This window comes from Streptomyces sp. NPDC002886, assembly GCF_042888445.1.
Taxonomy (GTDB): Bacteria; Actinomycetota; Actinomycetes; order Streptomycetales; family Streptomycetaceae; genus Streptomyces.
The window spans coordinates 18993-45650 of record NZ_JBIAPV010000013.1 but is presented as its reverse complement, the minus strand read 5'-3'; the positions used below and the strand labels follow the sequence as shown (position 1 = coordinate 45650).

General features: G+C 72.2%; 25 protein-coding genes. 14 read left to right on the top strand and 11 right to left on the bottom strand.

The window, feature by feature from the left end; translation table 11 throughout:
- Positions 1 to 289 precede the first annotated feature (289 nt).
- Positions 290 to 1414, bottom strand: a complete 1125-nt coding sequence (locus tag ACFYYB_RS36815; RefSeq protein ID WP_389441928.1) for a DUF5937 family protein — start codon at positions 1412 to 1414, stop codon at positions 290 to 292.
- A gap of 239 nt (positions 1415 to 1653) precedes the next feature.
- Here ACFYYB_RS36815 and ACFYYB_RS36810 point away from each other — a divergent pair, with 239 nt between their 5' ends.
- Positions 1654 to 1863, top strand: a complete 210-nt coding sequence (locus tag ACFYYB_RS36810) for a hypothetical protein (protein WP_389441925.1) — start codon at positions 1654 to 1656, stop codon at positions 1861 to 1863.
- A gap of 112 nt (positions 1864 to 1975) precedes the next feature.
- On the opposite strand, the gene ACFYYB_RS36805 is transcribed toward ACFYYB_RS36810, so the two are convergent.
- Entirely contained in the window at positions 1976 to 3202 is a 1227-nt protein-coding gene (locus tag ACFYYB_RS36805) for a threonine aldolase family protein (RefSeq protein WP_389442343.1), read from the bottom strand.
- Positions 3203 to 3576: 374 nt separating this feature from the next.
- Here ACFYYB_RS36805 and ACFYYB_RS36800 point away from each other — a divergent pair, with 374 nt between their 5' ends.
- The 11 genes from ACFYYB_RS36800 to ACFYYB_RS36750 all read left to right on the top strand — a co-directional run bounded on the left by ACFYYB_RS36800 (position 3577) and on the right by ACFYYB_RS36750 (position 12276).
- Positions 3577 to 4590, top strand: coding sequence for a Rossmann-like and DUF2520 domain-containing protein (locus ACFYYB_RS36800; RefSeq protein ID WP_389441923.1), 1014 nt, complete (start codon positions 3577 to 3579; stop codon positions 4588 to 4590).
- The gene (gene panC, locus ACFYYB_RS36795) at positions 4590 to 5603 is read left to right on the top strand and encodes a pantoate--beta-alanine ligase (RefSeq protein ID WP_389442340.1); all 1014 of its coding nucleotides are present in this window, start codon (positions 4590 to 4592) and stop codon (positions 5601 to 5603) included. Before ACFYYB_RS36800 ends, panC begins: the two co-directional genes overlap by 1 nt.
- Positions 5600 to 7393: an L-aspartate oxidase gene (locus ACFYYB_RS36790; RefSeq protein ID WP_389441920.1), complete on the top strand. Its 1794-nt coding sequence runs from the start codon at positions 5600 to 5602 to the stop codon at positions 7391 to 7393. Before panC ends, ACFYYB_RS36790 begins: the two co-directional genes overlap by 4 nt.
- Positions 7394 to 7446: 53 nt before the next feature.
- Positions 7447 to 8394: a carboxylating nicotinate-nucleotide diphosphorylase gene (gene nadC, locus ACFYYB_RS36785; RefSeq protein WP_389442338.1), complete on the top strand. Its 948-nt coding sequence runs from the start codon at positions 7447 to 7449 to the stop codon at positions 8392 to 8394.
- Positions 8395 to 8397: 3 nt separating this feature from the next.
- A complete protein-coding gene (locus ACFYYB_RS36780; RefSeq protein ID WP_327305286.1) occupies positions 8398 to 9207 on the top strand; it encodes a type III pantothenate kinase in 810 nt (269 codons plus the stop codon).
- Positions 9208 to 9447: 240 nt separating this feature from the next.
- The gene (locus tag ACFYYB_RS36775; RefSeq protein WP_389441917.1) at positions 9448 to 9633 is read left to right on the top strand and encodes a DUF397 domain-containing protein; all 186 of its coding nucleotides are present in this window, start codon (positions 9448 to 9450) and stop codon (positions 9631 to 9633) included.
- A gap of 71 nt (positions 9634 to 9704) precedes the next feature.
- On the top strand, positions 9705 to 10388 hold the full coding sequence (locus ACFYYB_RS36770) for a hypothetical protein (RefSeq protein ID WP_389441915.1): 684 nt from the start codon (positions 9705 to 9707) through the stop codon (positions 10386 to 10388).
- A gap of 13 nt (positions 10389 to 10401) precedes the next feature.
- The gene (locus tag ACFYYB_RS36765; RefSeq protein ID WP_389441913.1) at positions 10402 to 10575 is read left to right on the top strand and encodes a hypothetical protein; all 174 of its coding nucleotides are present in this window, start codon (positions 10402 to 10404) and stop codon (positions 10573 to 10575) included.
- Positions 10576 to 10720: 145 nt separating this feature from the next.
- Positions 10721 to 11233 (top strand): BlaI/MecI/CopY family transcriptional regulator, encoded by a 513-nt coding sequence (locus ACFYYB_RS36760; RefSeq protein WP_389441911.1) that lies wholly within the window; start codon positions 10721 to 10723, stop codon positions 11231 to 11233.
- A 9-nt stretch (positions 11234 to 11242) separates the two neighbouring features.
- Complete coding sequence (locus ACFYYB_RS36755; protein ID WP_389441908.1) at positions 11243 to 11773, top strand: amino-acid N-acetyltransferase; 531 nt, start codon at positions 11243 to 11245, stop codon at positions 11771 to 11773.
- A 167-nt stretch (positions 11774 to 11940) separates the two neighbouring features.
- Positions 11941 to 12276, top strand: a complete 336-nt coding sequence (locus tag ACFYYB_RS36750; RefSeq protein WP_327305279.1) for an Lsr2 family protein — start codon at positions 11941 to 11943, stop codon at positions 12274 to 12276.
- On the opposite strand, the gene ACFYYB_RS36745 is transcribed toward ACFYYB_RS36750, so the two are convergent.
- A complete protein-coding gene (locus ACFYYB_RS36745; protein ID WP_389441904.1) occupies positions 12261 to 12929 on the bottom strand; it encodes an SCO3374 family protein in 669 nt (222 codons plus the stop codon). The genes ACFYYB_RS36750 and ACFYYB_RS36745 overlap by 16 nt on opposite strands.
- A gap of 487 nt (positions 12930 to 13416) precedes the next feature.
- Between ACFYYB_RS36745 and ACFYYB_RS36740 the strand changes: the two genes are divergently transcribed.
- A complete protein-coding gene (locus ACFYYB_RS36740) occupies positions 13417 to 15942 on the top strand; it encodes an ATP-dependent Clp protease ATP-binding subunit (RefSeq protein ID WP_389441902.1) in 2526 nt (841 codons plus the stop codon).
- Between the two features lie 85 nt (positions 15943 to 16027).
- Here the strand turns inward: ACFYYB_RS36740 and ACFYYB_RS36735 are convergent, their stop codons facing one another.
- Positions 16028 to 19015 (bottom strand): NACHT domain-containing protein, encoded by a 2988-nt coding sequence (locus tag ACFYYB_RS36735; protein WP_389441899.1) that lies wholly within the window; start codon positions 19013 to 19015, stop codon positions 16028 to 16030.
- Positions 19016 to 19363: 348 nt separating this feature from the next.
- Between ACFYYB_RS36735 and ACFYYB_RS36730 the strand changes: the two genes are divergently transcribed.
- On the top strand, positions 19364 to 19978 hold the full coding sequence (locus tag ACFYYB_RS36730) for a M23 family metallopeptidase (protein ID WP_389441897.1): 615 nt from the start codon (positions 19364 to 19366) through the stop codon (positions 19976 to 19978).
- A 45-nt stretch (positions 19979 to 20023) separates the two neighbouring features.
- Here the strand turns inward: ACFYYB_RS36730 and ACFYYB_RS36725 are convergent, their stop codons facing one another.
- The 7 genes from ACFYYB_RS36725 to ACFYYB_RS36695 all read right to left on the bottom strand — a co-directional run bounded on the left by ACFYYB_RS36725 (position 20024) and on the right by ACFYYB_RS36695 (position 26588).
- Positions 20024 to 21295 (bottom strand): LamG-like jellyroll fold domain-containing protein, encoded by a 1272-nt coding sequence (locus ACFYYB_RS36725; RefSeq protein WP_389441894.1) that lies wholly within the window; start codon positions 21293 to 21295, stop codon positions 20024 to 20026.
- Positions 21296 to 21442: 147 nt separating this feature from the next.
- Positions 21443 to 22756, bottom strand: a complete 1314-nt coding sequence (gene cseC / locus ACFYYB_RS36720; RefSeq protein WP_389441891.1) for a two-component system sensor histidine kinase CseC — start codon at positions 22754 to 22756, stop codon at positions 21443 to 21445.
- Positions 22757 to 22804: 48 nt separating this feature from the next.
- A complete protein-coding gene (cseB, locus tag ACFYYB_RS36715) occupies positions 22805 to 23506 on the bottom strand; it encodes a two-component system response regulator CseB (RefSeq protein ID WP_389441889.1) in 702 nt (233 codons plus the stop codon).
- Between the two features lie 32 nt (positions 23507 to 23538).
- Positions 23539 to 24195 carry a hypothetical protein gene (locus ACFYYB_RS36710; protein ID WP_389441885.1) on the bottom strand — a complete coding sequence of 219 codons (657 nt, stop codon included), beginning with the start codon at positions 24193 to 24195 and terminating at the stop codon, positions 23539 to 23541.
- Between the two features lie 38 nt (positions 24196 to 24233).
- Positions 24234 to 24794 (bottom strand): SigE family RNA polymerase sigma factor, encoded by a 561-nt coding sequence (locus tag ACFYYB_RS36705; RefSeq protein WP_389441882.1) that lies wholly within the window; start codon positions 24792 to 24794, stop codon positions 24234 to 24236.
- Between the two features lie 189 nt (positions 24795 to 24983).
- The gene (locus tag ACFYYB_RS36700; protein WP_389441879.1) at positions 24984 to 25904 is read right to left on the bottom strand and encodes an A/G-specific adenine glycosylase; all 921 of its coding nucleotides are present in this window, start codon (positions 25902 to 25904) and stop codon (positions 24984 to 24986) included.
- Between the two features lie 75 nt (positions 25905 to 25979).
- Positions 25980 to 26588 (bottom strand): phosphatase PAP2 family protein, encoded by a 609-nt coding sequence (locus ACFYYB_RS36695; RefSeq protein ID WP_389441877.1) that lies wholly within the window; start codon positions 26586 to 26588, stop codon positions 25980 to 25982.
- Between the last annotated feature and the right edge of the window lie 70 nt (positions 26589 to 26658).

Below are 26658 nucleotides of genomic sequence, written 5' to 3'. Positions count from 1 at the left end.
GCGTGTGGCACGGAGCGTGTGGCATGGGGCGTACGGCGGTGCGGGGACGCGAAGGCGGACGCAGGTCAGGTGCGTGCGCCGGATTCGGGGGAGCGGTGGACGCACGTTAGACATCAAGTGGCGGCCATGGCCAGACTTTTCACTGATTCCGGTTTGTGAAATCCGTATATCGGATCATCTGAGCCGTCGAAATCCGGCCAGTGCCCGCTCTGTGTGCCGGTCCGGCCCGTGGAGCCGCCACAGGCCCTTGGCGGGCCTGCCGCCGGCCTGTCATAGGCCTACTGCGGGCCTACCGCAGGATGCCCTCGATGAAGTCGGAGCCGATGCGTGCGACCGTCGCCAGGTCCAGCTGGTGCTGGACGTACCGCCCTTGGCGGCGGGTCTGGATCAGGCCGGCCTTCTTCAGCACCGTCAGATGGCGGGACACCTCAGGGGCCGTGATCCCGTGCGCGGCCGCCAACTCGCCGGTCGTGTACGGGGCGCGCGCCAGATTGCGGCACAGCATCATCCGCATCGGATGCGCCAGAGCCTCCATGCGCCGCTGCATCAACTCCACCGACCCCGGTGAGGAGGCCAGTTCGGGAGAGCCGAGCGGGTAGTGGATCACCGGACGCCAGCCGGGGGCGTGCAGCACCAGCAGGTGGGGCCAGCCGAAGTTCGTGGGCACGAACAGCAGGCCGTCACCTATTCGGGGATCGGTCGCGGTCGTGGACCCGTGGACCATCTTGTCCACCGTGACGGTGTTCAGCCCCTCGTCGACGCTCAGCGCCGAGGAGACCTCCTTCAGGACGGCGGGCAGCCCCTTGCGGCGCAGCACCTCCGTCTTGTGCCGGGCGTCCGCGCTCTGGCGGGGCTCGACGCGACGCCAGGTCTCCGCGAAGAAGGCCTCGTCGCAGTCCTCCATCAGCCGGCGCAGCCAGACGCGGACACCGGCGGTGTCGTCGAGCACCCGCACGGCGAAGGCCAGCTGCTGCGGCCCGCGCGCGGAGGCCGTCTCCAGGGCCTTCGCCCGGGCGAGCGGGTCCGAGAGCGGGGACGGCCCGCCGTCGTCGTTGTAGAGGGCCAGCCGGCAGTGCTCCAGGGCGGCCGTCACGAACCGCTCGTCGTCCAGCCGGTCGAGCACGTCGAGCTCGGCGGCGAGCGTGGCCCCGGGCAGGCCGGAGCCGCCGGGAATCCCGGCGAAGGCCATGAACAGGTCGGCGAAGGAGCTGCGCCACATGAAATCGCCCTCGAGCAGCCGGTCCGCGAGGTCCGGGTCCAGCGCGGCGGCGGTGATGGAGGTCCAGGAGGCGAGCCCGGGGTGATGGCCGGGCTGGGAGAGCGCGTGCAACGCCATGCAGAGCTCTGCGAGCGGGGATGGCGCGAAGCCGATCCGCTCCGCGGGGAGCCCGGTGATGTCGATGGTGACGCTCATCGGATCATTCTGCCGCCGCGGGGCGCGCGCGGGCGCCAGGCCACGCCCCCTTCCCCCACGTGGCCGAGCGCCGTTGCCGGGGACGCTGTCCCCGGGCCCCTGCGCCTCAAGCGCCGGCGGGGCTGGGGTGGGCACCCGGTCGGCGGGTTCCCGTCGGCCGAGGGCGACCCCGCAGGGGCGATTGATGACCTCCGTCAATCCGCGCGCGCAGCACCCGCGGCCAGGTTCAGGCTGACCGCATGACCGCGATCGAGCAGTACCTCGTCGACACCTACCGGGCCTCACAGCACGGCACCCCGATGCCCCCGCCGCCGGGCCGCGACGACGTGGCCGTCTTGCTTGCGGCCCGCGCCTACGAGCAGTTCCAGGCCGTGCTCGACGGCGCCCCGGCCCACCACCCCTGGCGCTCGGCCCTGCGCCGCGTGCTGACCCGCCGGTACCCGGTCTGACCGCCGTGGCCCAGGGGCTTGCCGGCCGGGCTGCGGGCCGCCCTCGGTCCTGCCGGGGCCGGGGCCGGGGCCCGGGGGTCGGTGGGCCCGGGCCTGGTCTTGCCCGGCCGGGTTAGAGGCGGGCCACGAAGTCGGCCACCGCTGTGGTGACTTCGGCCTCCGTCCAGGACAGGCCCGGGCGGGTGACCTCGACCTCCGTCACCGACAGGCCCGGCGGGCCGTCGGGGGACCAGCGGCGGAAGAGGACCGTGCCCGTCTCCTCCGCCAGGCGGACACCCGCCTCGGTGAGGCGGTCCGCGTCGTACGGGAGCCACACCTGGAACTGGTGGGTGTGCGGCACCTCCGGGTGAACCCGGAACCAGGGCACCTCCGGAGCCGCGGCGAGCGCCGAGGACAGGGCGGACGCCACCGCGCGCGCCTTGGCCACGTAGGAGGGGAGTCGCGGGAGTTCCCGTTCGAGTCCGGCCAGGGCGGACAGCGCGGCCGGGAACTGCCGGAAGATCTGGCCCCCGTACCGGTGCCGCCAGACCTTCGACTCCGCCACGAGCGACGCCGATCCGGCGAGGGCGGCCCCGCTGATGCCCCCGAGGGACTTGTAGAAGGAGACGTACACCGAGTCCGCCAGCGCCGCGATCTCCGGCAGCGTCCGGCCGAAGTGGACCGTCGACTCCCAGAGCCGGGCCCCGTCGAAGTGGACGACCGCGTCCCGTTCCCGGGCGGCGTCCACCAGGGCCGACAGCTCCTCCCAGGTCGGGAGCAGGAAGCCCGCGTCCCGGAGCGGAAGCTCCAGCATCAGCGTCCCGAACGGTTCCGGCAGCTCGGCGACCTCGGACGCGGTCGGCTGGCGCGGTTCGCCCGTCGGGTGGACGGTCCGCAGCCCCGAGACGACCGACAGCGCGCCGCCCTCCCACCGTTCCGGGTGGCTCGTCGGGTGCAGGGCGACCACCGGGTTCCCGGTCCGGCCGGCCCAGCAGCGCAGCGCGATCTGCTGGGCCATGGTCCCGGTCGGGAAGAACGCCGCGTCCTGCGTGCCGAGCAGCTCCGCGACCCGGCGCTCCAGCCGCTCCACGACGCCGTTGCCGTAGACGTCGCCCGGCTCGTCCGGGTCCGTGACCTGCCCGGCCAACTCCGCCAGCAGCTCGCCGACCGTGGCCTCCCGCAGACTGTGCGACAGCCTCCGCCGCGCCACCCGCCCGGCAACCACCATCCGAGCCGACAGGGCATCCTCGTCCTGCTCCGCGGAGTGCTCGGCCACCGCCTTCGTCACCCGCCCGGACCCCGGCTCCCCGGCCGCTTCCGGGTCCGGGTTCGGGCCCGGGTCCAGGTTGGGGTCTGTGATCCGCTCCACGCCCGCGGCCTGTTCCGCCGCCGCGTCGGGTTCCGCGATCCGCAGCTCGCCCCCCGTCCTGCCCGGCTCCCCTTCCTCGCCCGGCTCCGCCCCTTTGCCCGGTGCCGCCCCCGTAGCCGAACCCGCCCCGGCCGCCCGTCCGCCCGCGGCGCCGGCTCCCGTGCCGACCCCGGCCGTCTGTGCGGCCGTGGCGTCGGGACCCGCGCCGGTCCCGGCCTCCCGTGCGGCCGCCGCGTCGGGACCCGCGCCGGTCCCGGTCACCCGTCCCGCCGCCCCGTCGTCCCCGGCCCGCGTGCCCGCCGTTCGCTCCGTGTCCTGGTTCATCCCCCGATCATCGCCGACCGGCCCACACACCAGGAGCTAGCATGGCGACGTATCGTCCGGTACCCCCCGCGGACCGGAACGGAGCGGAAGGCCTCCCCCGCGTGAACACAGCCCCCCAGGCGGAGCGCCCCGCCCGGCTCGCCGTCGGTGTCGTCGGAGCCGGCCGGGTCGGCCCCGCGCTGGCCCGCGCCCTGCAGCAGACCGGGCACCGCCCCGTCGCCGTGTCGGGCGTCTCCGACGCCTCGCGGCGCCGGGCCGAGCGGATGCTGCCGGGCGTGCCCGTCGTCTCTCCCGCGCAGGTCATGCAGGTCTCCGACCTCGTGCTGCTGACCGTTCCCGACGACGCCCTGCCGTCCCTGGTGGAGGGCCTCGCCGAGACCGGCGCGGTCCGCCCCGGACAGCTCCTCGTGCACACCTCCGGGCGGTATGGGGTCTCCGTGCTGGACCCCGCGCGCCGCGCGGGCGCGCTCCCGCTGGCCCTGCACCCCGCGATGACCTTCACCGGCACCGAGGTCGACGTGCAGCGCCTCGCGGGCTGCTCCTTCGGGGTGACCGCCCCCGACGAGCTGCGGCTCGCCGCGGAGGCCCTGGTCATCGAGATGGGCGGGGAGCCCGAGTGGATCGCCGAGGTGAACCGCCCGCTCTACCACGCGGCCCTCGCCCTCGGCGCGAACCACCTGGTCACCCTGGTCGCACAGTCGATGGAGCTGCTGGGCAAGGCGGGCGTGGAACACCCCGCCCGGATGCTCGGCCCGCTCCTCGGCGCGGCCCTCGACAACGCCCTGCGCTCCGGTGACGGCGCCCTGACCGGCCCGGTGGCCCGCGGTGACGCCGGTACCGTCGCCGCGCACGTCTCGGAGCTGCGCAAGCACGCCCCGGGCACGGTCGCCGGATACCTCGCGATGGCCCGTACCACCGCCGACCGCGCCCTCGCGCACGGCCTGCTCAAGCCCGAACTGGCCGAAGACCTCCTCGGTGTCCTCGCCGACGGCGCGAACGGCATCGACCCCGGCCGCCCCGGCCCCGAGGGAACCGAAGGCGGCGGCGACCTGTGATCCTCCTCGACACCGCGGACGCGCTGCACCGCCTGCCGCGCGCCACCGCGACCGCGACCGCCACCGAAGGCCGCCGGGCCGTCGTCATGACCATGGGCGCCCTCCACGAGGGCCACGCCACCCTGGTCCGCACCGCCCGCGAACACGTCGGCCCCACCGGCCAGGTCGTGGTCACGGTCTTCGTCAACCCCCTCCAGTTCGGGGCGAACGAGGACCTCGACCGCTACCCCCGCACCCTCGACGCCGACCTGGCGATCGCCGAAGCCGCCGGCGCCGACGCCGTGTTCGCCCCCGCCGTCGACGAGGTCTACCCCGGCGGCGACCCCCAGGTCCGGATCACCGCCGGCCCGATGGGCGGCCGCCTCGAAGGCGCCACCCGCCCCGGCCACTTCGACGGCATGCTGACCGTCGTCGCCAAGCTGCTCCACCTCACCCGCCCCGACCTGGCCTTCTTCGGTCAGAAGGACGCGCAGCAACTGGCTTTGATCCGGCGCATGGTGACCGACCTGAACTTCCCCGTGGAGGTGGTCGGCGTACCGACCGTCCGCGAGCCGGACGGGCTCGCACTCTCCTCCCGCAACCGCTACCTCTCCGCCAAGGAGCGCGGCACCGCCCTCGCGCTCTCCCGCGCCCTGTTCGCCGGCCGCGACCGCCTCGCCGCACAGTCCGCGCTGCGCGCCCGCGCCGAGGCGCAGGCGCCCCCGGCCGGGGACGAGCGGGCCACCGGCCTGGCCCGGCTCGGCGAGATCCGGGCCTCCGCCGACGCGCACGCCGTCTCGGCGGCGGGCGCCGGCCTGCCGGAGGCCGTACGGGCCGCCGCGCGGCACGTCCTGGAGGAGGCGGGCCGTCACGATCCGCCGCTCGTCCTGGACTATCTGGCGCTGGTGGACCCCCAGGACTTCACCGAGGCCGGCCACGGCTTCACCGGTCAGGCCGTGCTGGCCGTCGCCGCGAAGGTGGGCGCGACCCGGCTGATCGACAACATCCCATTGGAGTTCGGAGCACAACCGTGAGCACCCCAGGCAGAGGCCCCGCAGCAGCGGGCACCAGCACCGGCATACGGCTCCACGCCCCGGCGCCCGGCTGGTCCGTGGACGCCGATGTCGTGGTCGTCGGGTCCGGAGTCGCCGGACTGACCGCCGCGCTGCGCTGCGCGGCCGCGGGCCGCCGTACGGTCGTCGTCACCAAGGCCCGGCTCGACGACGGCTCCACCCGCTGGGCCCAGGGCGGCATCGCCGCCGCCCTCGGCGACGGGGACACCCCCGAGCAGCACCTCGACGACACCCTCGTCGCGGGCGCCGGACTGTGCGACGAGGCCGCCGTCCGGCTCCTTGTCACCGAGGGCCCGGACGCCGTACGCCGCCTCATCGCGACCGGCGCCGTCTTCGACACCTCCGCCGAGACCGGCGAGATCGAGCTGACCCGCGAGGGCGGCCACCACCGCCGCCGCATCGCCCACGCGGGCGGGGACGCCACCGGCGCCGAGATCTCCCGCGCGCTCGTCGAGGCCGTCCAGGACGCCGGCATCGAGACCGTCGAGAACGCCCTGGTCCTGGACCTGCTCCTGGACGCCGAGGGCCGTACCGCGGGCGTCACCCTGCACGTCATGGGCGAGGGCCAGCACGACGGGGTCGGCGCCGTCCACGCGCCCGCCGTGATCCTCGCGACCGGCGGCATGGGCCAGGTCTTCTCCGCGACGACCAACCCGTCGGTCTCCACCGGCGACGGCGTGGCCCTGGCGCTGCGCGCCGGAGCCGAGGTCTCCGACCTCGAGTTCGTGCAGTTCCACCCCACGGTGCTCTTCCTCGGCGCCGACGCCGAGGGCCAGCAGCCCCTGGTGTCGGAGGCCGTCCGGGGCGAGGGCGCGTACCTCGTCGACGCCGGCGGCGTCCGCTTCATGACCGGCCAGCACGAGCTCGCCGAGCTCGCCCCCCGCGACATCGTCGCCAAGGGCATCATGCGCCGCATGCAGGAGCAGGGCACCGAGCACATGTACCTGGACGCCCGGCACTTCGGCGCCGAGATGTGGGAGCAGCGCTTCCCGACCATCCTCGCCGCCTGCCGCTCGCACGGCATCGACCCGGTCACCGAGCCCATCCCGGTCGCCCCGGCCGCGCACTACGCCTCCGGCGGCGTACGGACCGACCTGCACGGCCGCACCACCGTCCCCGGGCTGTACGCCTGCGGCGAGGTCGCCTGCACCGGAGTGCACGGCGCGAACCGACTGGCCTCCAACTCCCTGCTGGAGGGCCTGGTCTTCGCCGAGCGCATCTCCGACGACATCATCGGGAACGCGCCCGCGGGCACCGGCCCCGGCATCCCCGTCCCGGCCACCGGCCCCCTCCAGCCCGCCGAGGCGCGCTACGAGATCCAGCGCATCATGACCGACGGCGCGGGCGTGCTGCGCTCCGCCGAGTCCCTGCGCCGGGCCGCCGCCGCGCTCGAAGCCCTGTACGCGACGGCGCTGACGGAGCTGGAGACCCGGGGCAAGACGGCCGTGCCCGGCACCGAGACCTGGGAGGCCACCAACCTCCTGTGCGTGGCCCGGGTGCTGGTCGCCGCCGCCCAGCGGCGTGCGGAGACCCGCGGCTGCCACTGGCGCGAGGACCACCCGGACCGGGACGACACCGACTGGCGGCGCCACCTGGTGGTCCGCCTGTCGGAGACCGAGCGGCGGGCCCTGGTCGTCACCACCACGGACTCGGCGGACTTCCCGTCCGTACGGATCCCTTCGAACGCGGCCGGCACAGCCACCACGGCCGGCACAGCCACCACCGACAGCAACGAAAGCCTGGAGCCGTAACCGTGAGCACGCACGAGCACGACCACAACCACGAGCACGCCGAGCTCCCCGTCGTGGGCCAGAGCGAAGGCGGCGGCTGCGGCGACGACTGCGCCTGCGGCGAAGCCGAGGAGTCCGGTCTCGACCCGGCCCTCGCCGAACTGCTGGAGGAAGCCGGCCTGGACCCCATCGAGGTCGAGGACATCGCGCACATGGCGCTCTCCGAGGACCTCGACGGCGGGGTCGACGTCACCACCGTCGCCACCGTCCCCGAAGAGGCCGAGGCGATCGCCGACTTCGTCGCCCGCGAGGACGGCGTCGTGGCCGGCCTGCGCATCGCCGAGGCCGTGTTCTCGGTGGTCTGCACCGAGGCCTTCGAGGTCGAGCGGCACGCGGAGGACGGCGACAGCGTCAAGGCCGGCGACGTGCTCCTGTCGGTGCGCTCGCGCACCCGGGACCTGCTGACCGCCGAGCGCAGCGCCCTCAACATCGTGTGCCGCCTGTCGGGCGTGGCGACGGCCACCCGCCGCTGGGCCGAGGTCCTGGAGGGCACCGGCGCCAAGGTCCGCGACACCCGCAAGACCACTCCGGGCCTGCGCTCCCTGGAGAAGTACGCGGTGCGCTGCGGCGGCGGGGTCAACCACCGCATGTCGCTGTCGGACGCGGCGCTGGTCAAGGACAACCACGTGGTCGCGGCCGGCGGGGTCGTCCAGGCCTTCACCGCCGTGCGGGAGGCCTTCCCGGAGGTCCCGATCGAGGTCGAGGTCGACACCCTGGAGCAGGTCGGCGAGGTCCTGGAGGCCGGGGCGGACCTGATCCTGCTCGACAACTTCACCGTCGAGCAGACCGCGAAGGCCGTCGCGCTGGTCGCCGGCCGCGCCACCCTGGAGTCCTCGGGCCGCCTCACCCTCGACACGGCCCGCGCCTACGCCGAGACCGGCGTCGACTTCCTCGCGGTCGGCGCGCTGACCCACTCCTCCCCGATCCTGGACATCGGCCTCGATCTGCGCGAGGCGGTGTAACCGATGCTCCTCACCATCGACGTGGGCAACTCCCATACGGTCCTTGGCCTGTTCGACGGTGACGAGATCGTCGAGCACTGGCGCGTCTCGACCGACGCGCGCCGCACGGCCGACGAGATGGCCGTGCTGATGCAGGGCCTGATGGGCATGCACCCGATGCTCGGCAACGAACTGGGCGACGGCATCCACGGCATCGCGATCTGCTCGACGGTGCCGGCGGTGCTGCACGAGCTCCGAGAGGTGACCCGCCGCTACTACGGCGACGTGCCGGCGGTGATCGTGGAGCCCGGCACCAAGACGGGCGTGCCGATCCTGATGGACAACCCGAAGGAGGTCGGCGCGGACCGCATCGTCAACGCGGTCGCCGCCGCCGAGCTCTACGGCGGCCCCGCGATCGTCGTCGACTTCGGTACGGCGACCACCTTCGACGCGGTCTCCGCCAAGGGCGAGTACGTCGGCGGGGTCATCTCCCCGGGCATCGAGATCTCCATGGAGGCCCTCGGCGTACGGGGCGCCCAGCTCCGCAAGATCGAGCTGGCCCGCCCGCGCAACGTCATCGGCAAGTCCACGGTCGAGGCGATGCAGTCGGGCGTGGTCTACGGGTTCGCCGGCCAGGTCGACGGGATCGTGGGCCGCATGGCCAAGGAGCTGGCCGGCCCGAACGGCGTCCCGGACGACGTCCGGGTCATCGCCACGGGAGGCCTGGCCCCGATCGTCCTCGGCGAGGCCGAGGCCATCGACGACCACGAGCCCTGGCTCACCCTGATCGGCCTCCGCCTGGTCTACGAGCGCAACGCCCCCACCTTCGGCTGACCGCGCCGGGCGGACCGGGGGCCGGTCTCCCGGCCCGCCCGCCCGACGGCCCCCGCCCTCCCCCTCGGAGGCCGGGGGCCGTCTGCTCGCCGCCTCCCGCCCTTTACCGCGCCCTGACGCCCGTCGTGACAATTTCCCCGGAAATGGCCGGAGCACGGCCGCCGCGGGGATAACGTGCCCCACGAGATGTTCCGGGAGCCCGTCCCCGGCGCCACAGCGCCTGTGACCGGAGGAGACGACATGACCGCTCGTGCCGCCTGGCAGAAGTCCTCGTTCTGCGGCGAGGGGGACAACTGCGTGTACGTCAGTGCCGCCCCCGGAACCCTGGTCCGCGTGGCGGACCGCGCGGACCCGGCCCACCTGGTCCTCGCCACCACCCAGGCCGCCTGGACCGATTTCCTGCGCGTGGTGAAGCAGTCGGACTAGCCCCCTGCCGACACGCGCCCTGAACGTGTCCACTCAAGGGATTTTGTCCGATTAGCGCGTATCTTCGGCCCATGCCCACGCCCTACGGATCCCGCGGCGGCATGGCGTTCGGCGCCGATGAGCTTCACGTGCTCAGGCGCTCGCTCGCTCACGCCCTTCAGTCCTCGACGGCCCCTCTGACGGCCGTCGAGGTCCAGGACTGCCTGCGCCTCGCGGCGTCGGTGGACGACGCGGTCCAGGAGGCGGGGAGACTCAGAGCGTTCCTCCTCGCCGACCTGGCGCGGTACAGAGCCGCCCTGCCCGGCAGCCTCTCCGGCTACCTGGAGCTGCTGCAGGACGCGCTGGCCGCCGGCTACGAACCCGTACCGGATGATCTGGCGGCCCTGCGGGCGCTGCGCGCCAACCCGGTTGCCGGCGCCCTGCTGGAGCGGGCCCAGACCATCGCGGAGCGCTCCGTACGCCGCAGGCTCTCCACGGCCCCCGCCCCGCGCACCCGGCTGCTGACCCTCGCGGGCGGCACCGACACCCGCGTCTCGGACACCCGCGTCTCGGACACCCGCGTCTCGGACACCCGCGTCTCGGACACCCGCGGCGCCGACAAGGGCGGTACCGACAAGGACGGCGACCCGGGACGCCCGAAGCCCGAGCCCCGCCCCGACGAGCGTCCGTCGCGCCCCGTCCCGACCCCGGGCGAGGTCTTCCCGCCCCGCCGCAAGCCGGCAACGCCCCCGGAGGCCGGTCGCGCGGTCGGGTAGTTAGGCTGGGGGCATGGACTACGTTTCCGCGCTCGTGCCCCCCTTCGTGATGGCCGTGTTCTTCGTCGCGCTCGTCGTGACGATCGTGAAGAGCCAGGGCGGCGCCAACAAGGCCAAGGAGGACGCGGCCGTCGACGCCGTGCTCGCCCGCGCCGAGGCCGCTCAGCAGGCCCAGCCCCAGAAGTAGACCCCTCCTCGGGCCCCTCGACAGGGGACGGGCGTACGGCTTCCCTGCCGTACGCCCCTTCTTCGTTGGGCGGCCCCCGGATTTTGTTGCGCCTTGCCGCCCGGATAGCCGCGCAATTCACCACAACCCGCACTATCGTGCTGCTGTGCCTCGCCCCTTGGGAGAACTCGAAGACGCAGTCATGACGCGGGTGTGGCAGTGGAACCGCCCGGTCACCGTTCGCGAAGTCCTGGAAGACCTGCAGCAGGAACGGTCCATCGCGTACACCACGGTCATGACCGTTATGGACAATCTTCATCAGAAGGGCTGGGTCCGCCGCGAGGCGGAAGGCCGCGCCTATCGATATACGGCGGTCTCCACCCGGGCCGCTTACTCGGCCGCACTGATGAACGAAGCCTGGTCGACGAGCGACAACCCCGCGGCCGCCCTCGTGGCCTTCTTCGGCATGATGTCGGCGGAACAGCGCGAGGCACTCAGGGACGCCGTACGCATCGTGCAGCCGGCGGAACCCGAAGCCGCTCCGGAACCCGAAGCCATCCCGGAACCGGAAGCCGTCCGGGAACCCGAAGCCGCCCCGGAACCGGAAGCCGCCTCCCCCGCCGCGCCGCCCGATGCCGAAGGCGACTCCGCGGCGCCGGGCACCGTGCCGGGGCGATAACGTCCGGGCATGGTTGAGTTTTCCGCTGCACATGCAAAAACAGTGACGATCCGCCGAGCGCGCACCGGTGATGTTCCCGCGCTGCGCCGCCTGCTCGACCAGTACGTTCAGCAGCGGATCCTGCTGGACAAAGCGCCGGTCGTCCTTTATGAGGACATCCAGGAGTTCTGGGTCGCCGAACGCGACTCCGATGGCCAGGTCGTCGGCTGCGGTGCGCTCCACGTGATGTGGGAAGACCTGGCCGAAGTCCGCACTCTTGCCGTCGACCGCGACTTGAAGGGCGTTGGAGTCGGACATCTGGTGCTCGACAAGTTGCTGGAGACCGCCCGGAGGGTAGGGGTCAGCCGGGTTTTCTGCCTGACCTTCGAAGTGGACTTCTTCGCGAAGCACGGCTTCACCGAGATCGGCGAGACCCCGGTCGAGACCGATGTGTACATGGAGCTGCTGCGTTCCTATGACGAGGGTGTCGCGGAGTTCCTCGGTCTCGAACGAGTGAAGCCGAACACCTTGGGCAACAGCCGGATGCTTCTGCACCTCTGATCGATCACTGCGGGGATTTCACAGGAGCCCCCGGCTCCGTGGCCTATGTCCGAATCGCGCACGTTTCCCGACCCGTTGCGGACCCGAACCCGTGACGGGGGGTTTGTGTTTTCCAGGCAAAAGCGGTTTCCTTTCCGCGTACTGCTTTTCGATGAAAGGAAATCCCGGTGGCACAGAAGGTTCAGGTCCTTCTTGTCGACGACCTCGACGGCGGCGAGGCGGACGAGACGGTGACGTTCGCTCTGGATGGCAAGACCTACGAGATCGACCTCACCACCGCCAACGCTGAAAAGCTCCGCGGCCTCCTCGACCCGTTCACCAAGGGCGGTCGCCGTACCGGTGGCCGTGCCGCGGCGGGCCGTACCAAGGGCGGCCGCGCGGCCGCGACGTCCGGCAACCCGGACACGGCGGAGATCCGCGCGTGGGCCAAGGCCCAGGGCATGAGCGTCAACGATCGCGGCCGCGTTCCGCAGGACATCCGCGAGGCTTACGAGAACCGCTGACCCACGGTCGGGTCCGCGGTGCCGATGCGATGCGCGGAGGCCGTACGCAGTCGCGCCCGGTGGCATTCCGTCGCCGCCGCCGCGACCAGGCGTACGAGACCGGGCCCGGTGGCGTCCCCGCCACGACCGGGCCCGGAGCCCTGCCCCGCAGCGGGCAGGGCGGGCAGCAGTGCCTCACACCCCTGCTCGGGGGGCCGCAGCCACACGGCGGCCCCCCGAGGGCTTTCCCCGGACCCCATCAGGTGTCCGGGAAGCGCCGGAGCGGTGATCCGGCCACCCGCACCCAGGGCGGCGAGATCCAGGGCCACGCCGCCCCACTCCAGCCAGTCGAGCAGTCCCTCCAGCTCGTCGGCGCTCCCCGGGGCCACCAGGAACCGCATCCTGCGCCCCAGGAGCGCCACAGGACCGGTGGAGCCGCCGCAGGGGCCGCGCAGGACCGCGGCGCCGGCATCGGCGGGCAGCTCCAGCACGTCGAACCGCACCCCGGTGACGAGCTGCGCGGGCGGACCGCCGGCCACGGGCCAGCCGAGCACGCGTTCGTACCAGTACGCGAGCGCTTCGGCGACTTCCTCCCCCTCGGTCGCACGGGCCGCGGGAGACCCGGTCGGGACGCGGGGGAGCGGGACGGTGACGGGCGGCGCGGTGAGGGCCATGCCCGGAGCAACTGCGGAAACGCTCCGGAGTTACGCGGGAGGGTACGCCCGATGTGACCCAGAGCACTCGTATCAATGCGGAACGTAAACGTCCGGGGGGCCGGAGTCTCACATTCAGGACGGAAGCGTGTTCGCCCGTAGCGGAGGGAAGAGTCGTCCACCAGCGTGAACCGTCCGCTCTTACGGGTAAGACATTCCTAGTGGATCGGGGCGACACGCTGATTTGCAGGGTCCGAGACCGGCTTCCGTTCGCCATCGGCGTACACGTGTGACGGGTATCTGCCTGGCCTGCGGGAACATCGTCTCGCACCATCGGGTTGGAGCAGTTGTCGGCACTTACAGCCGGGTTTTCCCACGGACGTGAGGGTGAGCCGCGGACGGATGTCGGCAGTTGGAATGAGCTGTCCCGCCCCGCGGGACTAGCATGCGGAAGGACAGGGCGGGGACCGACCCCGAACTGCCCGACCGCTCTGAGGAGCGATAAACGATGTTCGAGAGGTTCACCGACCGCGCGCGGCGGGTTGTCGTCCTGGCTCAGGAAGAAGCCCGGATGCTCAACCACAACTACATCGGCACCGAGCACATCCTCCTGGGCTTGATCCACGAGGGTGAGGGTGTCGCCGCTAAGGCCTTGGAGAGCCTCGGGATTTCGCTCGAGGCTGTTCGCCAGCAGGTTGAGGAGATCATCGGACAGGGGCAGCAGGCCCCTTCCGGCCACATCCCCTTCACCCCGCGGGCGAAGAAGGTCCTGGAGCTTTCGCTCCGAGAGGCCCTCCAGCTCGGCCACAACTACATCGGCACCGAGCACATCCTGCTCGGCCTCATTCGCGAGGGCGAGGGCGTCGCCGCCCAGGTCCTGGTGAAGCTGGGCGCCGATCTCAACCGAGTCCGGCAGCAGGTCATCCAGCTGCTCTCCGGCTACTCCGGCGGAGGCAAGGAGTCGGCCACGGCCGGCGGCCCGGCCGAGGGCACGCCCTCGACCTCGCTCGTCCTGGACCAGTTCGGCCGCAACCTCACGCAGGCAGCTCGCGAATCCAAGCTCGACCCGGTCATCGGGCGCGAGAAGGAGATCGAGCGGGTCATGCAGGTGCTCTCCCGCCGGACCAAGAACAACCCGGTCCTCATCGGCGAGCCCGGCGTCGGCAAGACCGCCGTCGTGGAGGGCCTGGCCCAGGCGATCGTCAAGGGCGAGGTTCCCGAGACGCTCAAGGACAAGCACCTCTACACGCTTGACCTGGGTGCCCTGGTCGCCGGTTCCCGCTACCGCGGTGACTTCGAAGAGCGCCTCAAGAAGGTGCTCAAGGAGATCCGCACCCGCGGCGACATCATCCTGTTCATCGACGAGCTCCACACCCTCGTGGGTGCGGGTGCCGCCGAGGGCGCGATCGACGCCGCCAGCATCCTGAAGCCCATGCTGGCCCGTGGTGAGCTCCAGACCATCGGTGCCACGACGCTGGACGAGTACCGCAAGCACCTTGAGAAGGACGCCGCTCTCGAGCGCCGCTTCCAGCCGATCCAGGTGGCGGAGCCTTCCCTCCAGCACACCATCGAGATCCTCAAGGGCCTGCGCGACCGCTACGAGGCCCACCACCGCGTCTCCATCACGGACGAGGCCCTCGTGCAGGCGGCCACCCTGGCCGACCGGTACATCTCGGACCGCTTCCTCCCGGACAAGGCGATCGACCTGATCGACGAGGCCGGCTCCCGGATGCGCATCCGCCGGATGACCGCGCCGCCGGACCTCCGCGAGTTCGACGAGAAGATCGCGAACGTGCGTCGCGACAAGGAGTCGGCCATCGACTCCCAGGACTTCGAGAAGGCGGCTTCCCTCCGTGATTCGGAGAAGCAGCTGCTGGCGGCGAAGGCCAAGCGCGAGAAGGAATGGAAGGCCGGCGACATGGACGTCGTCGCCGAGGTCGACGGCGAGCTCATCGCCGAAGTCCTGGCGACCGCGACCGGCATTCCGGTGTTCAAGCTGACCGAGGAGGAGTCCTCGCGACTCCTGCGCATGGAGGACGAGCTCCACCGTCGCGTCATCGGCCAGAAGGACGCCATCAAGGCGCTCTCCCAGGCGATCCGCCGTACCCGTGCGGGTCTGAAGGACCCGAAGCGTCCCGGTGGCTCGTTCATCTTCGCCGGCCCGTCCGGTGTCGGTAAGACCGAGCTCTCCAAGACGCTCGCCGAATTCCTCTTCGGCGACGAGGACGCGCTGATCTCCCTCGACATGTCGGAGTTCAGCGAGAAGCACACGGTTTCCCGTCTCTTCGGTTCGCCCCCCGGCTACGTGGGCTACGAAGAGGGCGGCCAGCTGACCGAGAAGGTCCGCCGGAAGCCGTTCTCCGTCGTCCTCTTCGACGAGGTCGAGAAGGCCCACCCGGATATCTTCAATTCCCTTCTCCAGATCCTGGAGGACGGTCGCCTGACCGACTCCCAGGGCCGGGTCGTGGACTTCAAGAACACGGTCATCATCATGACGACCAACCTGGGTACCCGGGACATCTCGAAGGGCTTCAACCTCGGCTTCGCGGCCCAGGGAGACACCAAGACCGGATACGACCGGATGAAGGCGAAGGTCAACGAAGAGCTCAAGCAGCACTTCCGGCCCGAGTTCCTCAACCGTGTCGACGACACGGTCGTCTTCCACCAGCTCACCGAGGAAGACATCGTCCAGATCGTCGACCTGATGATCGCCAAGGTCGATGACCGCCTGAAGGACCGTGACATGGGCATCGAGCTCAGCACGGAAGCGAAGGCACTGCTGGCCAAGAAGGGCTACGACCCGATCATGGGTGCCCGCCCGCTGCGCCGCACGATCCAGCGCGAGATCGAGGACATCCTGTCGGAGAAGATCCTCTTCGGCGAGCTGCGCCCCGGTCACATCGTGGTCGTCGGCAAGGAGGGTGAGGGCGACGAAGCCAAGTTCACCTTCCGCGGTGAGGAGAAGACTCCGATCTCGGACCTTCCCCCCATCGAGGCGTCGGGCTCCGGCCCGGACCTCAGCAAGGGTGCGTAAGCGCTAGCCGCTCCGAGCGGTACGAAGGGGCGGCTCCGGGACCGAGAGGTTCCGGGGCCGCCCCTTTGGCGTGGGCGGCGGCCGGTCAGGCCTCGTAGGCGTCGAGGAAGGCCTCCGTCACCGGCTTCAGCGCCGCCTGCGGGAAGCTGTGGGCCACCTGGGACCGCAGGGTCGAGTTCGACGCCTGGTCCTCGTGGATCATGATGGTCCGCAGCGAGGGCAGGTGCGCGTACGAGGCGAGGCCGGCCAGCGCCGCGGTGTGCACGGCGATCTCCTCCAGGTTCTCCAGCGCCGAGAGCTCCGCCCACGCGGCCTCGCCGCGCGGGCGCCACGTGTCGCCGAGCCACAGACTGCGCAGGCTCGTGTGCCGTCCCAGGCCGGCCAGGTCCGGGGCGGCGTCGGCCACGTCGACCATCTCGAGGCGGGCCTCGGGGGAGAAGTCGGCGAAGGACCACGGCCCGTGACCCCGGCCCAGCGTGAGCACGCGCAGCCGCGGCCAGGACGCGAGGGCCGGGCCGAGGGGGACGTCGTTGCCGAGGTCGAGGGTCACCACTTCCAGGGGCAGTCCCTGCAGCGCGCCCAGGTCCCGCAGTTCGGGCCATCCGCGGATGTCGAGCCACCGCAGCGAGGCCTGGCCGCGCAGGAACTCGGCGTCGGTCCCGCCGGCGAAGTTCAGCAGGCCGAGTCCCGCCACCGGCTGGCGGGCCAGGAAGCGGGTCAGGGCGTCACGGCTCACACTCTGGTGGACGTGCAGGCCGGGCGGGCCGGTGAAGCCCGTCAGCGCCGTGAGCTCGGCATCCCGGGTGATGGAGAGGTCGCCGGGGGGCGGGACCATGCGCGCGAGCACTTCGGCCGCGTAGTGCTCCATGTCGAACCGTTCCCAGACCCGGGTCAGCGTCTCGCGGATCCGTTCGCTCGGGTGGTGGCAGTAGCCGGCGAGGTAGCCGACGGCCTCGGCTCCGGTCTCCACCGCCGCGATCACCGAGAGGTGGGAGACGCGGACCGTCTTCCCGCCGGACGGCAGCAGCTCCAGGACCAGCGGCCCGATCCGCCCGAGCGCGCGCGCCGCTTCCTCGTTCTTCGGGGGGATGAGCCGCAGGGCGGCCTTGTGGACGTCCTGGCGCAGCCCGGGGTCCAGCTCGGCCGCGTACTCCAGTGACGCGAGGGCGAGCAGGACCGACCGGTCGGAGTCGCGGACCAGCAGGTCGCCGATGATCGCGGCACGGTCGTGGGGGCGGCCCTGGGCGACCGCCATGCGGATGACGTCCTCCCACTGGTCGTCGTCCGCGTGCCGGGTCAGCTCGCCGAGTCCGCCCTCGTCCAGGCCGGCCCGGGCCCCGAGGAAGTCCTGGAAGGTGCGGTGGACGAACTCCAGGGTGTCCTCCGTGGGCGCGCGCAGGAGTCCGGTCCGCTCCAGGAAGTGCCGCAGTACGGCCGGTGCCTCACCGAGCACTTGGGCGGCCGGTACGGCGGGCAGCGCGGCGGCGATCAGCTCCTCGGCCCGCTTCCGGGAGATCTGCGTACGGCCGTTGCGGATCAGCCAGTAGGCGAGCCGCTGGAGGAGCTGGAGCTGTGGCTCCTCGGCGAGTTCCGGCAGGCGCAGGTCCCGCTCGCGGTCGCGGCGGTGCAGCAGCATCGACAGGGCGGCCGTGTAGAGCTCCTTGCGGCCTGAAGGCAGGAAGCCGTGCCGTTCGCGGTGCAGGGCGCAGATCAGCCCGCACAGCAGCGGGTTGGTGGCGAGCCGGGCCAGCTCCGGTTTGGTGGCCAGGGAAGTCAGCAACTGGTCGCGGAGCTCCTCGCCGGCCTCGGCCGCCCGGTGCCAGCGGGTGACGAACCCGGCCACGTCGGCCCGGTTCATGGGGGAGAGGGTCAGCTCGGCGAACTTCTCGGTGGCCAGCCAGTCCTGGCGGACCGCCGAGGGGCGGGAGGTGACCAGCCAGCGGTTGCCGGGGTAGGCGGTGAGCAGATCGCTGAGCCAGTCGCGGGCGCGGCCCCGCTCGTCCTCCGGGATCTCGTCGATGCCGTCCACCAGGATCAGGCCCCGCCCCGCGTCCATGACGCGGCTCTCCCAGCCCTCGGGGGAGCGGCCCTTCAGCGCGGTGGCGACCAGGAAGTCCTCGGGGGCGGGCAGCCGCTCCGCATAGCGGCTCAGGCTCCGCAGGGGGAGCACGAAGGGGACGAGGCCCCCCTCGGGCTCGTCCCGGGCGGTGGAGACGGCCAGCCACTGGATCAGGGTGGTCTTGCCGGAGCCGGCCTCGCCGCGGAGCAGGACCCGCGGCTCGGAGGCCAGCACGTCCTCGGTCCTGACGGGTGCGGGGCTGTGAGCGGGGTCCTGCGCCGGGATCGGGGCGCTGCCGTCGCCGCCGGCGCGGCGGGGGGTCGCCTCCAGGCTCACGTAGGCCAGGTCCAGCGGCCAGCGCGCGGAGCCGGGCGCCAGGTCGAGGCCGAAGATCGTCAGGGTGTTGTGCCGGGTGGCCAGATAGGCCAGGTACGTGCGCTCGAACTCCGCGTCCCGGCCGTCCTGGCGGGGGATGCGGGCGAGCAGGGCGTCGATCTTGGCGATCGTCTCGGCCTGGCGGTGGGCGCTCTGGACCAGGGCCGCCGGGATGTAGGTGGAGCGGGTCGTGAAGAACTGCAGGATGTGCAGGCAGGTGGTGACCAGCAGCTCGTCGTGGAAGAGCTCGGCGTCCCGGCCCAGGCCCGTCGGCGGCGCCGCCCCGCGCAGGGCGGCGGCGAAGGCGCGCGGGCCCATCTCGACCGCCTGGGCGTCCTCCAGGGCGAGGTCCCCGAGGGAGTGCAGGGTGACGGCCAGGGCGGCCGCGACGCCCGTCTCCTCGCCCGGCGGCAGCGGCGGCTCGCCGGGGGCCCGTAAGGCCTCCGCGACGAGCTTGTCGGCGAGCCGGCGCAGGTCGTCCCGGGAGAGGGTGCGCTGCTCGCGCAGGGAGACGTACGAGGAGATCCGTACGGGCCGGTCCACCAGACCGGCGCCCGCGCCCTCCCCGCGGAAGAGCTTCTTCACGAGGGGGGTCACGACCCCCGAGGCCAGCCGGATCCCCACCACGGATGCGTCCACGAGCCGGAGCGTAGCTCCGGTGTGACGCCGGTCGCAGGGCTTTGGTCCCGGCGGGGAGGCGCCGGAGGTCCCGCGCCGGTGACAAGCCGCACAGGGCAAATCGGACCTACTAGGAACATTCGTAGAGATCGATGTCCGATTTGCCCCACCGCTGCCCCAGTGGTGGGGCGGTCAACAGGGCTGACAGCCCCCTCCGCACCTACGAGCCCGGGTAGTACCGGGGAGGTTTGGGGAAGCCGGGGTGCCCGGGTTACCAAGGATGAGCAAGCAAGCCCGGCACCTGCTCAGCGTGCCGGGTCCTTTCTTGCCCGCAGCACTCTCCCCGTCCCCGGCCCGGAGGTTTCCTTCATGTCCGCGAAGCGCGTCAGCACCCGTCGTACCCGTATCGCCATCGGCGCCACCGCCCTCGGCGCGGCCCTGGCTCTCGGGGCCGGGACGACCGCGGCCTTCGCCGACGAGGTGCCCCAGGCCGAGCTGACCGGTACGGTCCAGCTCGTCGCCGAGCAGGCGGCCGCCCAGGCCGCGGCCCTCAAGGCACAGGCCTCCCTCTGGGAGAAGCCGGTGTCGAAGTACACGCTCTCCGCGACCTTCGGCAAGGGCGGCACCATGTGGTCGCACAAGCACTCCGGCCAGGACTTCGCCGTCCCGGTCGGCACCCCGGTGGACGCCGTCTCCGCGGGCACCGTGGTCAAGGCCGGCCCCAACGGCGGCGGCGACGGCCCGGCCTACGGCAACGCCATCGTGATCAAGCACGCGAACAACACGTACTCCCAGTACGCGCACCTCTCGAAGATCCAGGTCAACATCGGCGAGAAGGTCTCCAAGGGCGAGCGGATCGCCCTCTCCGGCAACACCGGCAACTCGAGCGGCCCGCACCTCCACTTCGAGATCCGGACCACCCCGAACTACGGCTCGGCCGTGAACCCGGTGTCCTTCCTGCGGACGGTCGGCGTCACCGTCTGATCCGGCACGGTCTGATCCGGCACCGTCCGATCAGCCCCCGTCCGATCAGCCGGTCACCCAGGCGTGGGTCGCCGTGGCGCGGCCCGCGGCGTCCAGGTCGCCCTTGCGGTGGGCGGCGGCCTGCTCGGGGGTGAAGGCCGATTCGTAGATCCGGATCTGGTTCATCGCCCCCTTGAACGCGCCGGCCCACGCGTCCTGATGGCGGGCCCGGCCGAGCTGCAGGGGGCCGGAGTTCTGCCAGATCCCCGGGACCGCGGCCTCGCCGGCCTGCTTGCCGTCCACGTAGAGATGGATCATCTTCTTCTCCGCGTCGTACACGGCCAGCAGCACCGCCCAGGTCTTGACCGTCTTCTTCCCCGTGGAGGAGACCGTCACCACCGTGGGCGTGGCGCTCTTCTCGGTGGTCCGCACGCGGAACACCCAGGCCTGCTTGCCGTCCACCTCGTCCGCGCCGAGCTCGATGGAGAACGCCTCCCCGGTGCCCTGGCTCATCACGACGTGCGTGCCCTTCGCCGTGGAGGCGTTGTTGACGCGGGCCGCGAGGGTGAAGCTCTTGGTCGTGTCCACGCCCGGCTCGGTGGCCTGGGCGTACGAGTTCGGATTGCCCTTGAGGGTGAGCTCGTAGCGCGTGGTCACCTTGGGCACCGTGGCCTCGGGCCCCATGCGGATGCTGGTCTTGCCGACGCCGTCCCGGAGCAGGGAGACGTCGCTGGACACGGTGGGGGAGTACCCCTTCGACGGGGAGGCGTCGGGATCGGGAGACCCGGACGCCGGCGCGGAGACGCTGGGGGAGGAGGAGGGGGCGTTGTCCGCCACGTCCTTCGCGCCGGTCTTGCCGTCCCGCAGCAGTACGAACGCTCCGCCTCCGGCGAGCAGCAGCAGGACGGTCACCGCGCCGCCCACCATCCACAGCCGCTTCTTGCGCCGCTCGGCGGCCGACCGGTCGGCCATCGCCTCCCAGTCGGGCCCGTCTCCGAAGGTGACGGGCGGCGGGTTCAGGTCGGGGCCGTTCAGGCCGTACGGGCCGTTCGGTGCCTGCGGTCCGTTCGGTCCGGGCTCCTCCGGGAACGGCAGCGGGGGACCGAAGGTGCCGGGCGCGGGCGGGCCCGGCGGGTAGCCGTAACCACCGGCCGGCGGGTAGCCGTAGCCACCGCTCTGCGGATGGACGCTGTCATCGCCCGACGCGGTCCGGTCGGGGGAGCCGGGCGGGAACCCGTAGCCGCCCGGCGCGGGTATTCCCGGCGGGAACCCGTACCCGCCACCCTCCGGGGCGGGCTCGGGCTGGGGGCTGTGCGGGCGATCCGTACCGTCAGTCATGGTTCGGATGCTAAAACATCGGCGTCCGCAAGCGAACAGCCGATGGTCGCGATACGACACCGATCCCGACGCCGATCCCGCCACCGATCCCGATCACGACGTCGGTCCCCACGTCGGTCCCCGCGCCGGTCGCGGCACCGCCCCCGCTCAGTCCTCCCGCCGCAGCGTCGGGAAGCTCCCCGTCGCCGTCGGCGCGTGTTCGGGCAGCCACAGCACCGCCACCGCCCCCGCGGCCGCGCCGCTGTGGTCGAAGCCGCCGGGGGCGGCCACGTTGCGGAACGTCAGCCGGGCGCCCAGCACCCGTGCCTGTCCCTCCGCGATGGTCAGCCCCAGCCCGTGCCCCACCCCGGCCCGGTCCGTGGACCCGGTCCGGAACCGGCTCGGCCCCTCGCGGAGCAGGGCCTCGGGGAAGCCCGGCCCGTGGTCCCGGACCCGTACGACGCGGCCTTCGACATCGACCTGGACCGGAGCCCGCCCGTACCGCGCGGCGTTCGCGAGGAGGTTCCCGAGGATCCGCTCCAGGCGGCGCGGATCGGTGCTGACGATCTCGTCGGCGACGATCCGTACGCTGGCCTCCGGCATCAGCGAGGTGACCCGGCGCTGCACGAACTCGCCCAGTGCCACCTCCTGGAGCTCGGCCCGCTCGGACGCGCTGTCCAGCCGGGCCACCTCCAGGACGTCCTCGACCAGTGCGCGCAGCGCCTGCGCGCGGTCCCGTACGAGCTCGGTCGGCCGGCCCGGCGGCAGCAGTTCCGCCGCCGTGAGCAGGCCCGTCACCGGGGTGCGCAGTTCGTGCGCGATGTCGGCGGTGACCCGCCGCTCCGCCTCCAGCCGCTGCTGGAGCGCGTCCGCCATGGCGTCGACCGCCCGCGCCAGGTCGTCGGTCTCGTCGCGTACGACGCCCCCGACCGCGTCCCGCACCCGTACCTCGGGATCCCCGTGCGCGACGCGCTGCGCCGCGGCCGCGGCCTTGCGCAGCCGACGCGAGATCTGGCCGCCGATCAGCACACCGAGCGCCGACCCGCCGACGACCACGGCCAGGGAGCCGATGACCAGGGCCCGGTCCAGGTCGCGCACCATGTTGGCGCTCTCCCGGAACTGCGTGTGGAGCGACAGCACCTGCCCGTTGCCGAGCGGTACGGCCGCCCACACCTCGGGGAGCCCGCCCGGGTTGTCCTGGATGTAGGTGCCGCGCCGCCCCGACCGGGCCTTCTCGCGCAGCTCACCGGGCAGGTCCGGGTCGTTGAGCTTGGCGCCCATGGGCGGCTTGCGGCCGGCCTCGGCGTTGCGGGAGATGAACTGCACCCGGTCGAGCTGCACTTCGCGCGCGCTCTCCAGCATCGAGACGCGGGCAGCGCTGTGCACCACCAGGCTCAGCGCGATGGCGGTCAGCGCGCCCACGGACGCGATGGCGAGCGTGATCTTCCAGCGGATCCCGGTCCGCAGGGTGAACCGCTTCATTCAGATTTCATCCCGCGCTCGTCCCCCGTGCTGGTTGCTCCCAAGGCATCAGGCCTTGAGCTTGTATCCGAATCCCCGGACGGTTTCGATCCGGTCCTGTCCGATCTTGGTGCGCAGTCGCTGGACGTGGACGTCCACGACGCGTGTGTCGCCGCCCCAGTCGTAGTCCCAGACCCGCTCCAGCAGCCGGTCGCGCGAGAGCACGGTGCCGGGGGAGCCGGAGAACTCCAGCAGGAGCCGCATCTCGGTGGGGGTCAGCGCCACCGAGGCGCCCGCCTTGCGCACCTCCATGCCCTCCGTGTCGACCTCCAGGTCGCCGAAGGCCAGCACCCCGCGCTCGCCGGAGTCGTCGTCCTCGGACCCGCCCTGCGGGCCGCCGGCGTGGCCGAAGCGGCGCAGGACCGCGCGGATGCGGGCGACGAGGACGGAGCCGTCGAAGGGCTTGGTGACGTAGTCGTCGGCGCCCGCCTCCAGGCCCAGGACCACGTCGATGGAGTCGGCGCGCGCGGACAGCATGATGACGGGAACGGTGGACTCGTCGCGGATGCGGCGGCACAGGCTCACGCCGTCCATCCCGGGCACCATCACGTCGAGCAGCGCGATGTCGGGCCGGTTCGCGCGGAAGGACTCCAGGCCGGACAGCCCGTCGGGCATGGCCGTGACCACGAACCCGTCGCGTTCCAGCGCCAGGGTCGTGGCCTCACGGATGACGTCGTCGTCCTCCACGAACAGCACATGGGTCTCGGCCATGGGGAGCTTCGCCTCGCCTCGGTACTCGTTGCTCAGTTCTTCGGGCTGACGGCCGGGGCGGGGAGCGTCCCGCCGTCGACCACGTTGCTGTAGTCGGTGTGCACCCGGTCCTGCTCGGTGAACCGTTCCCCGTTCCAGCGGTACGTGATCAGGTCTTCGCCCGAGGGGTAGGAGAGCGCGTCGCTCTTCCCGTAGACCGGCTTGGTGACGACCAGGTCGCCCCGGTCGATCTCGGCGTAGACGGGCGGCTGCTCGTCCGAGAAGACATTCTCGTACGAGGCCCCGTCCGCCCGGTACACGAACGAACCGCGGCCCAGCGCGTCGGCGCAGGACAGGACGTTGACCACGATGTCGACCTCCGGGCCGCCGGTGACCTTCCCGTAGCTGACGTCCACCGGGTACTCCTTGCCCGAGCAGGGCTTCAGGTCCCGCTTGGTCTCGGCGCTGATCTTGGGGTCCGCCTTGATCAGGGCGATCGGGTCGACCTTGGGGCCCGGCTTCCCGGAGGACTGGGGGACGAGGGCGGTGGAGGCGCCCGCGTCGTGGTCGGAGGCCGCCGACGTGGGGGCTCCGGTCTTGGCCACGGACTCGGTACGGGCCGGGCCGCCGTCCCGCAGCCCCGTTCCCCCCGTCGAGCAGCCGACCGCGAACAGCACGGTGCCGACGAGGACGATCGTCCCCGCCGACATCAGTACCACCGAGCTCTTGCCGCTCAGTCTTGGGCCAATCAGGCCGCGCACCGCTCACGCCCCTCGTACCGGATGGTGTGGTCACCGCGCTCCAGCGCGCGCAGGTCCAGGTCCCGGCTCTCCAGTTCCTGCCGGAGGCGGGCCAGTGCGCGGTGCAGAGTGCTCTTCACGGTTCCCGCCGACATACCGAGCGCCGCAGCCGTCTCCTCGGTGCTCATCTGCTCCCAGTGTCGCAGCACCACCACACTGCGCTGCTTGGGCGCGAGCACCTTGAGGATGTCCATGAGCAGGGCGCGGTCGGCGCGCTGGTCCGAACCGTCCTCGACGGAGGCGTCGGGGAGCTGCTCGGTGGGAACCTCTTCGAGCTTGCGGGCCCGCCACCATTCGGTCCGGGTGTTGATCATGACACGGCGCAGGTAGGCGTCGGCAAGGGACTTGTCGGCGATGCCGTCCCAGCGGCCGTAGGTGCGCACGAGCGCGGTCTGCAGGAGGTCCTGTGCGTCGGTCGGGTCCGGAACCAGGCGACGGGCACTGCGCAGCAGCGCGTCCTGCCGGGTGCGTACGTACTCTTCGAATTCGAGTACCTCGCCGTGCGCCATCTCAGACCGCCTCCGTTCCGACCAACCGCTGAACCGCTGTCTTACGGATTCGACGGTACGGAGGCGTTGTCACGGGCCTGTGCGGGTGAGCCTTCGGTGGGCGCACGGACACCCATAGGTTATGTAACAGAGCCCGTGAGCTGCGGTTTCCCCGGACAAGCGGAATCCCTGAGTCAGCCTCAGGCGGCTTCAGGAGGAGGTGTCGGGTCCGGCCTTGGCGGGGGCGGCCGGCAGCCGGTACATGAGGCCGGGCAGCGGTTCCACGAGCCCGTCCGAGACCAGTCCGTCGAGCGCCCGGGCCCGCTGTACGGGCTCCTCCCAGACGGTGTCGAGGAGGGACTGCGGCACGGCGCCGACCGCCTCGCGCAGCACCGCGAGGAGCTTGCCGCGCACCTGCCGGTCGGTCCCGGCGTACGTCTGCCCGCGCCGCGGCGGTCCCTCGTGGGCGGGCTTGCCCGCCAGCCGCCACGCGCACAGCCCGGCCACCGGACAGCTCCCGCAGTCCGGGTTCTTGGCCGTGCACACCAGCGCCCCGAGCTCCATGGAGGCCGCCGCCCAGCGGGCCGCGGTGTCCTCGTCCTCGGGCAGCAGGGCCCGCGCCAGGCGCCGTTCGGCGGCGGTCGTGGCGTTCGGCGGGTACTCGACCCCGGTCGCGGTGCGCGCGAAGACCCGGCGCACGTTGGTGTCGAGGACCGCGTGCCGCTGTCCGTACGCGAAGGAGGCCACGGCCGCCGCCGTGTACTCGCCGATCCCCGGCAGGGCCAGCAGCTGCGCGTGCTCGCGCGGTACGTCGCCCCCGTGCCGCTCCGTTATGGCGAGGGCCGCGCCGTGCAAGCGCAGGGCCCGGCGCGGGTAGCCGAGACGGCCCCAGGCGCGTACGGCCTCCCCGGGGGCGTCGGCGGCGAGGTCGGCGGGCCGGGGCCAGCGGGCGAGCCACTGCTCGTAGACCGGCAGGACCCGGTTGACGGGGGTCTGCTGGAGCATGAACTCGCTGACCATCACCCCCCAGGGGCCGGCCTCGGGGCGGCGCCAGGGCAGGTCGCGGGCGTGTGCTTCGAACCACGCGATGACGGGGGAGTGCAGCGCGGTGGTGGGAATGGTTGCAGTCATGGCAGACGGCATCCTGGCACGTTTCGGGCCGGGGCGATGTCGTGTCGGCCCCGGGCGCCGCTCCTCGGCCGCGTCCTAACGGGCGGGGTCCGGGCCGGTGATCAGGACGGCCGTGCGGCCGCCGCTGGTCCGCACGGCGGTGACGACCCTGGTCACCGGGCCGGCGAGGGCGAGGGCGGCGAGCGCGGCGAGGCTCGCTCCCAGCAGCAGGCCCATGGCCACGTCGTGCGGGTAGTGGACGCCGACGAAGACGCGGGAGAAGGCCATCAGCAGGGCCAGCGGAACGGTCAGCAGCACCAGCTTGCGCACGGCCAGTGCCAGCGCCACGGCGGCCGCGCCCGCGATGGTGGCGTGATTGCTGGGGAAGGACCAGTCACCGGTGGCGGGGCAGGTGACGAGCGAGGCCGCCGCCCCGGCCACGGCCCGGCAGGGGCGCTCCTCGTCGACGGTGGACTTCACCAGCTCGGAGGCGACGTAGGCCAGGGCGGTGACGAAGGGGGCGAGGATCGCGAGCGCCACCGTGCGGGGGGCGCGGGCGTCGCGCGAACGCCACCACACGGCTATGAAGAGGGCGCCGAAGACGAGCAGCCCGTACTCGGTGAAGAACTCGAACGCCGATTGCACCCAGGCGGGGGTCGAGTGGGCGAAATCGGTGACGTCGAGGTAGAGGCCGGAGCTGTCCATGGTGACTGAAGGTACCTAAATCGGAATAACGTCTTCATCAGTTCCGGATCAGCTCCGGAGCGGTCTCGGG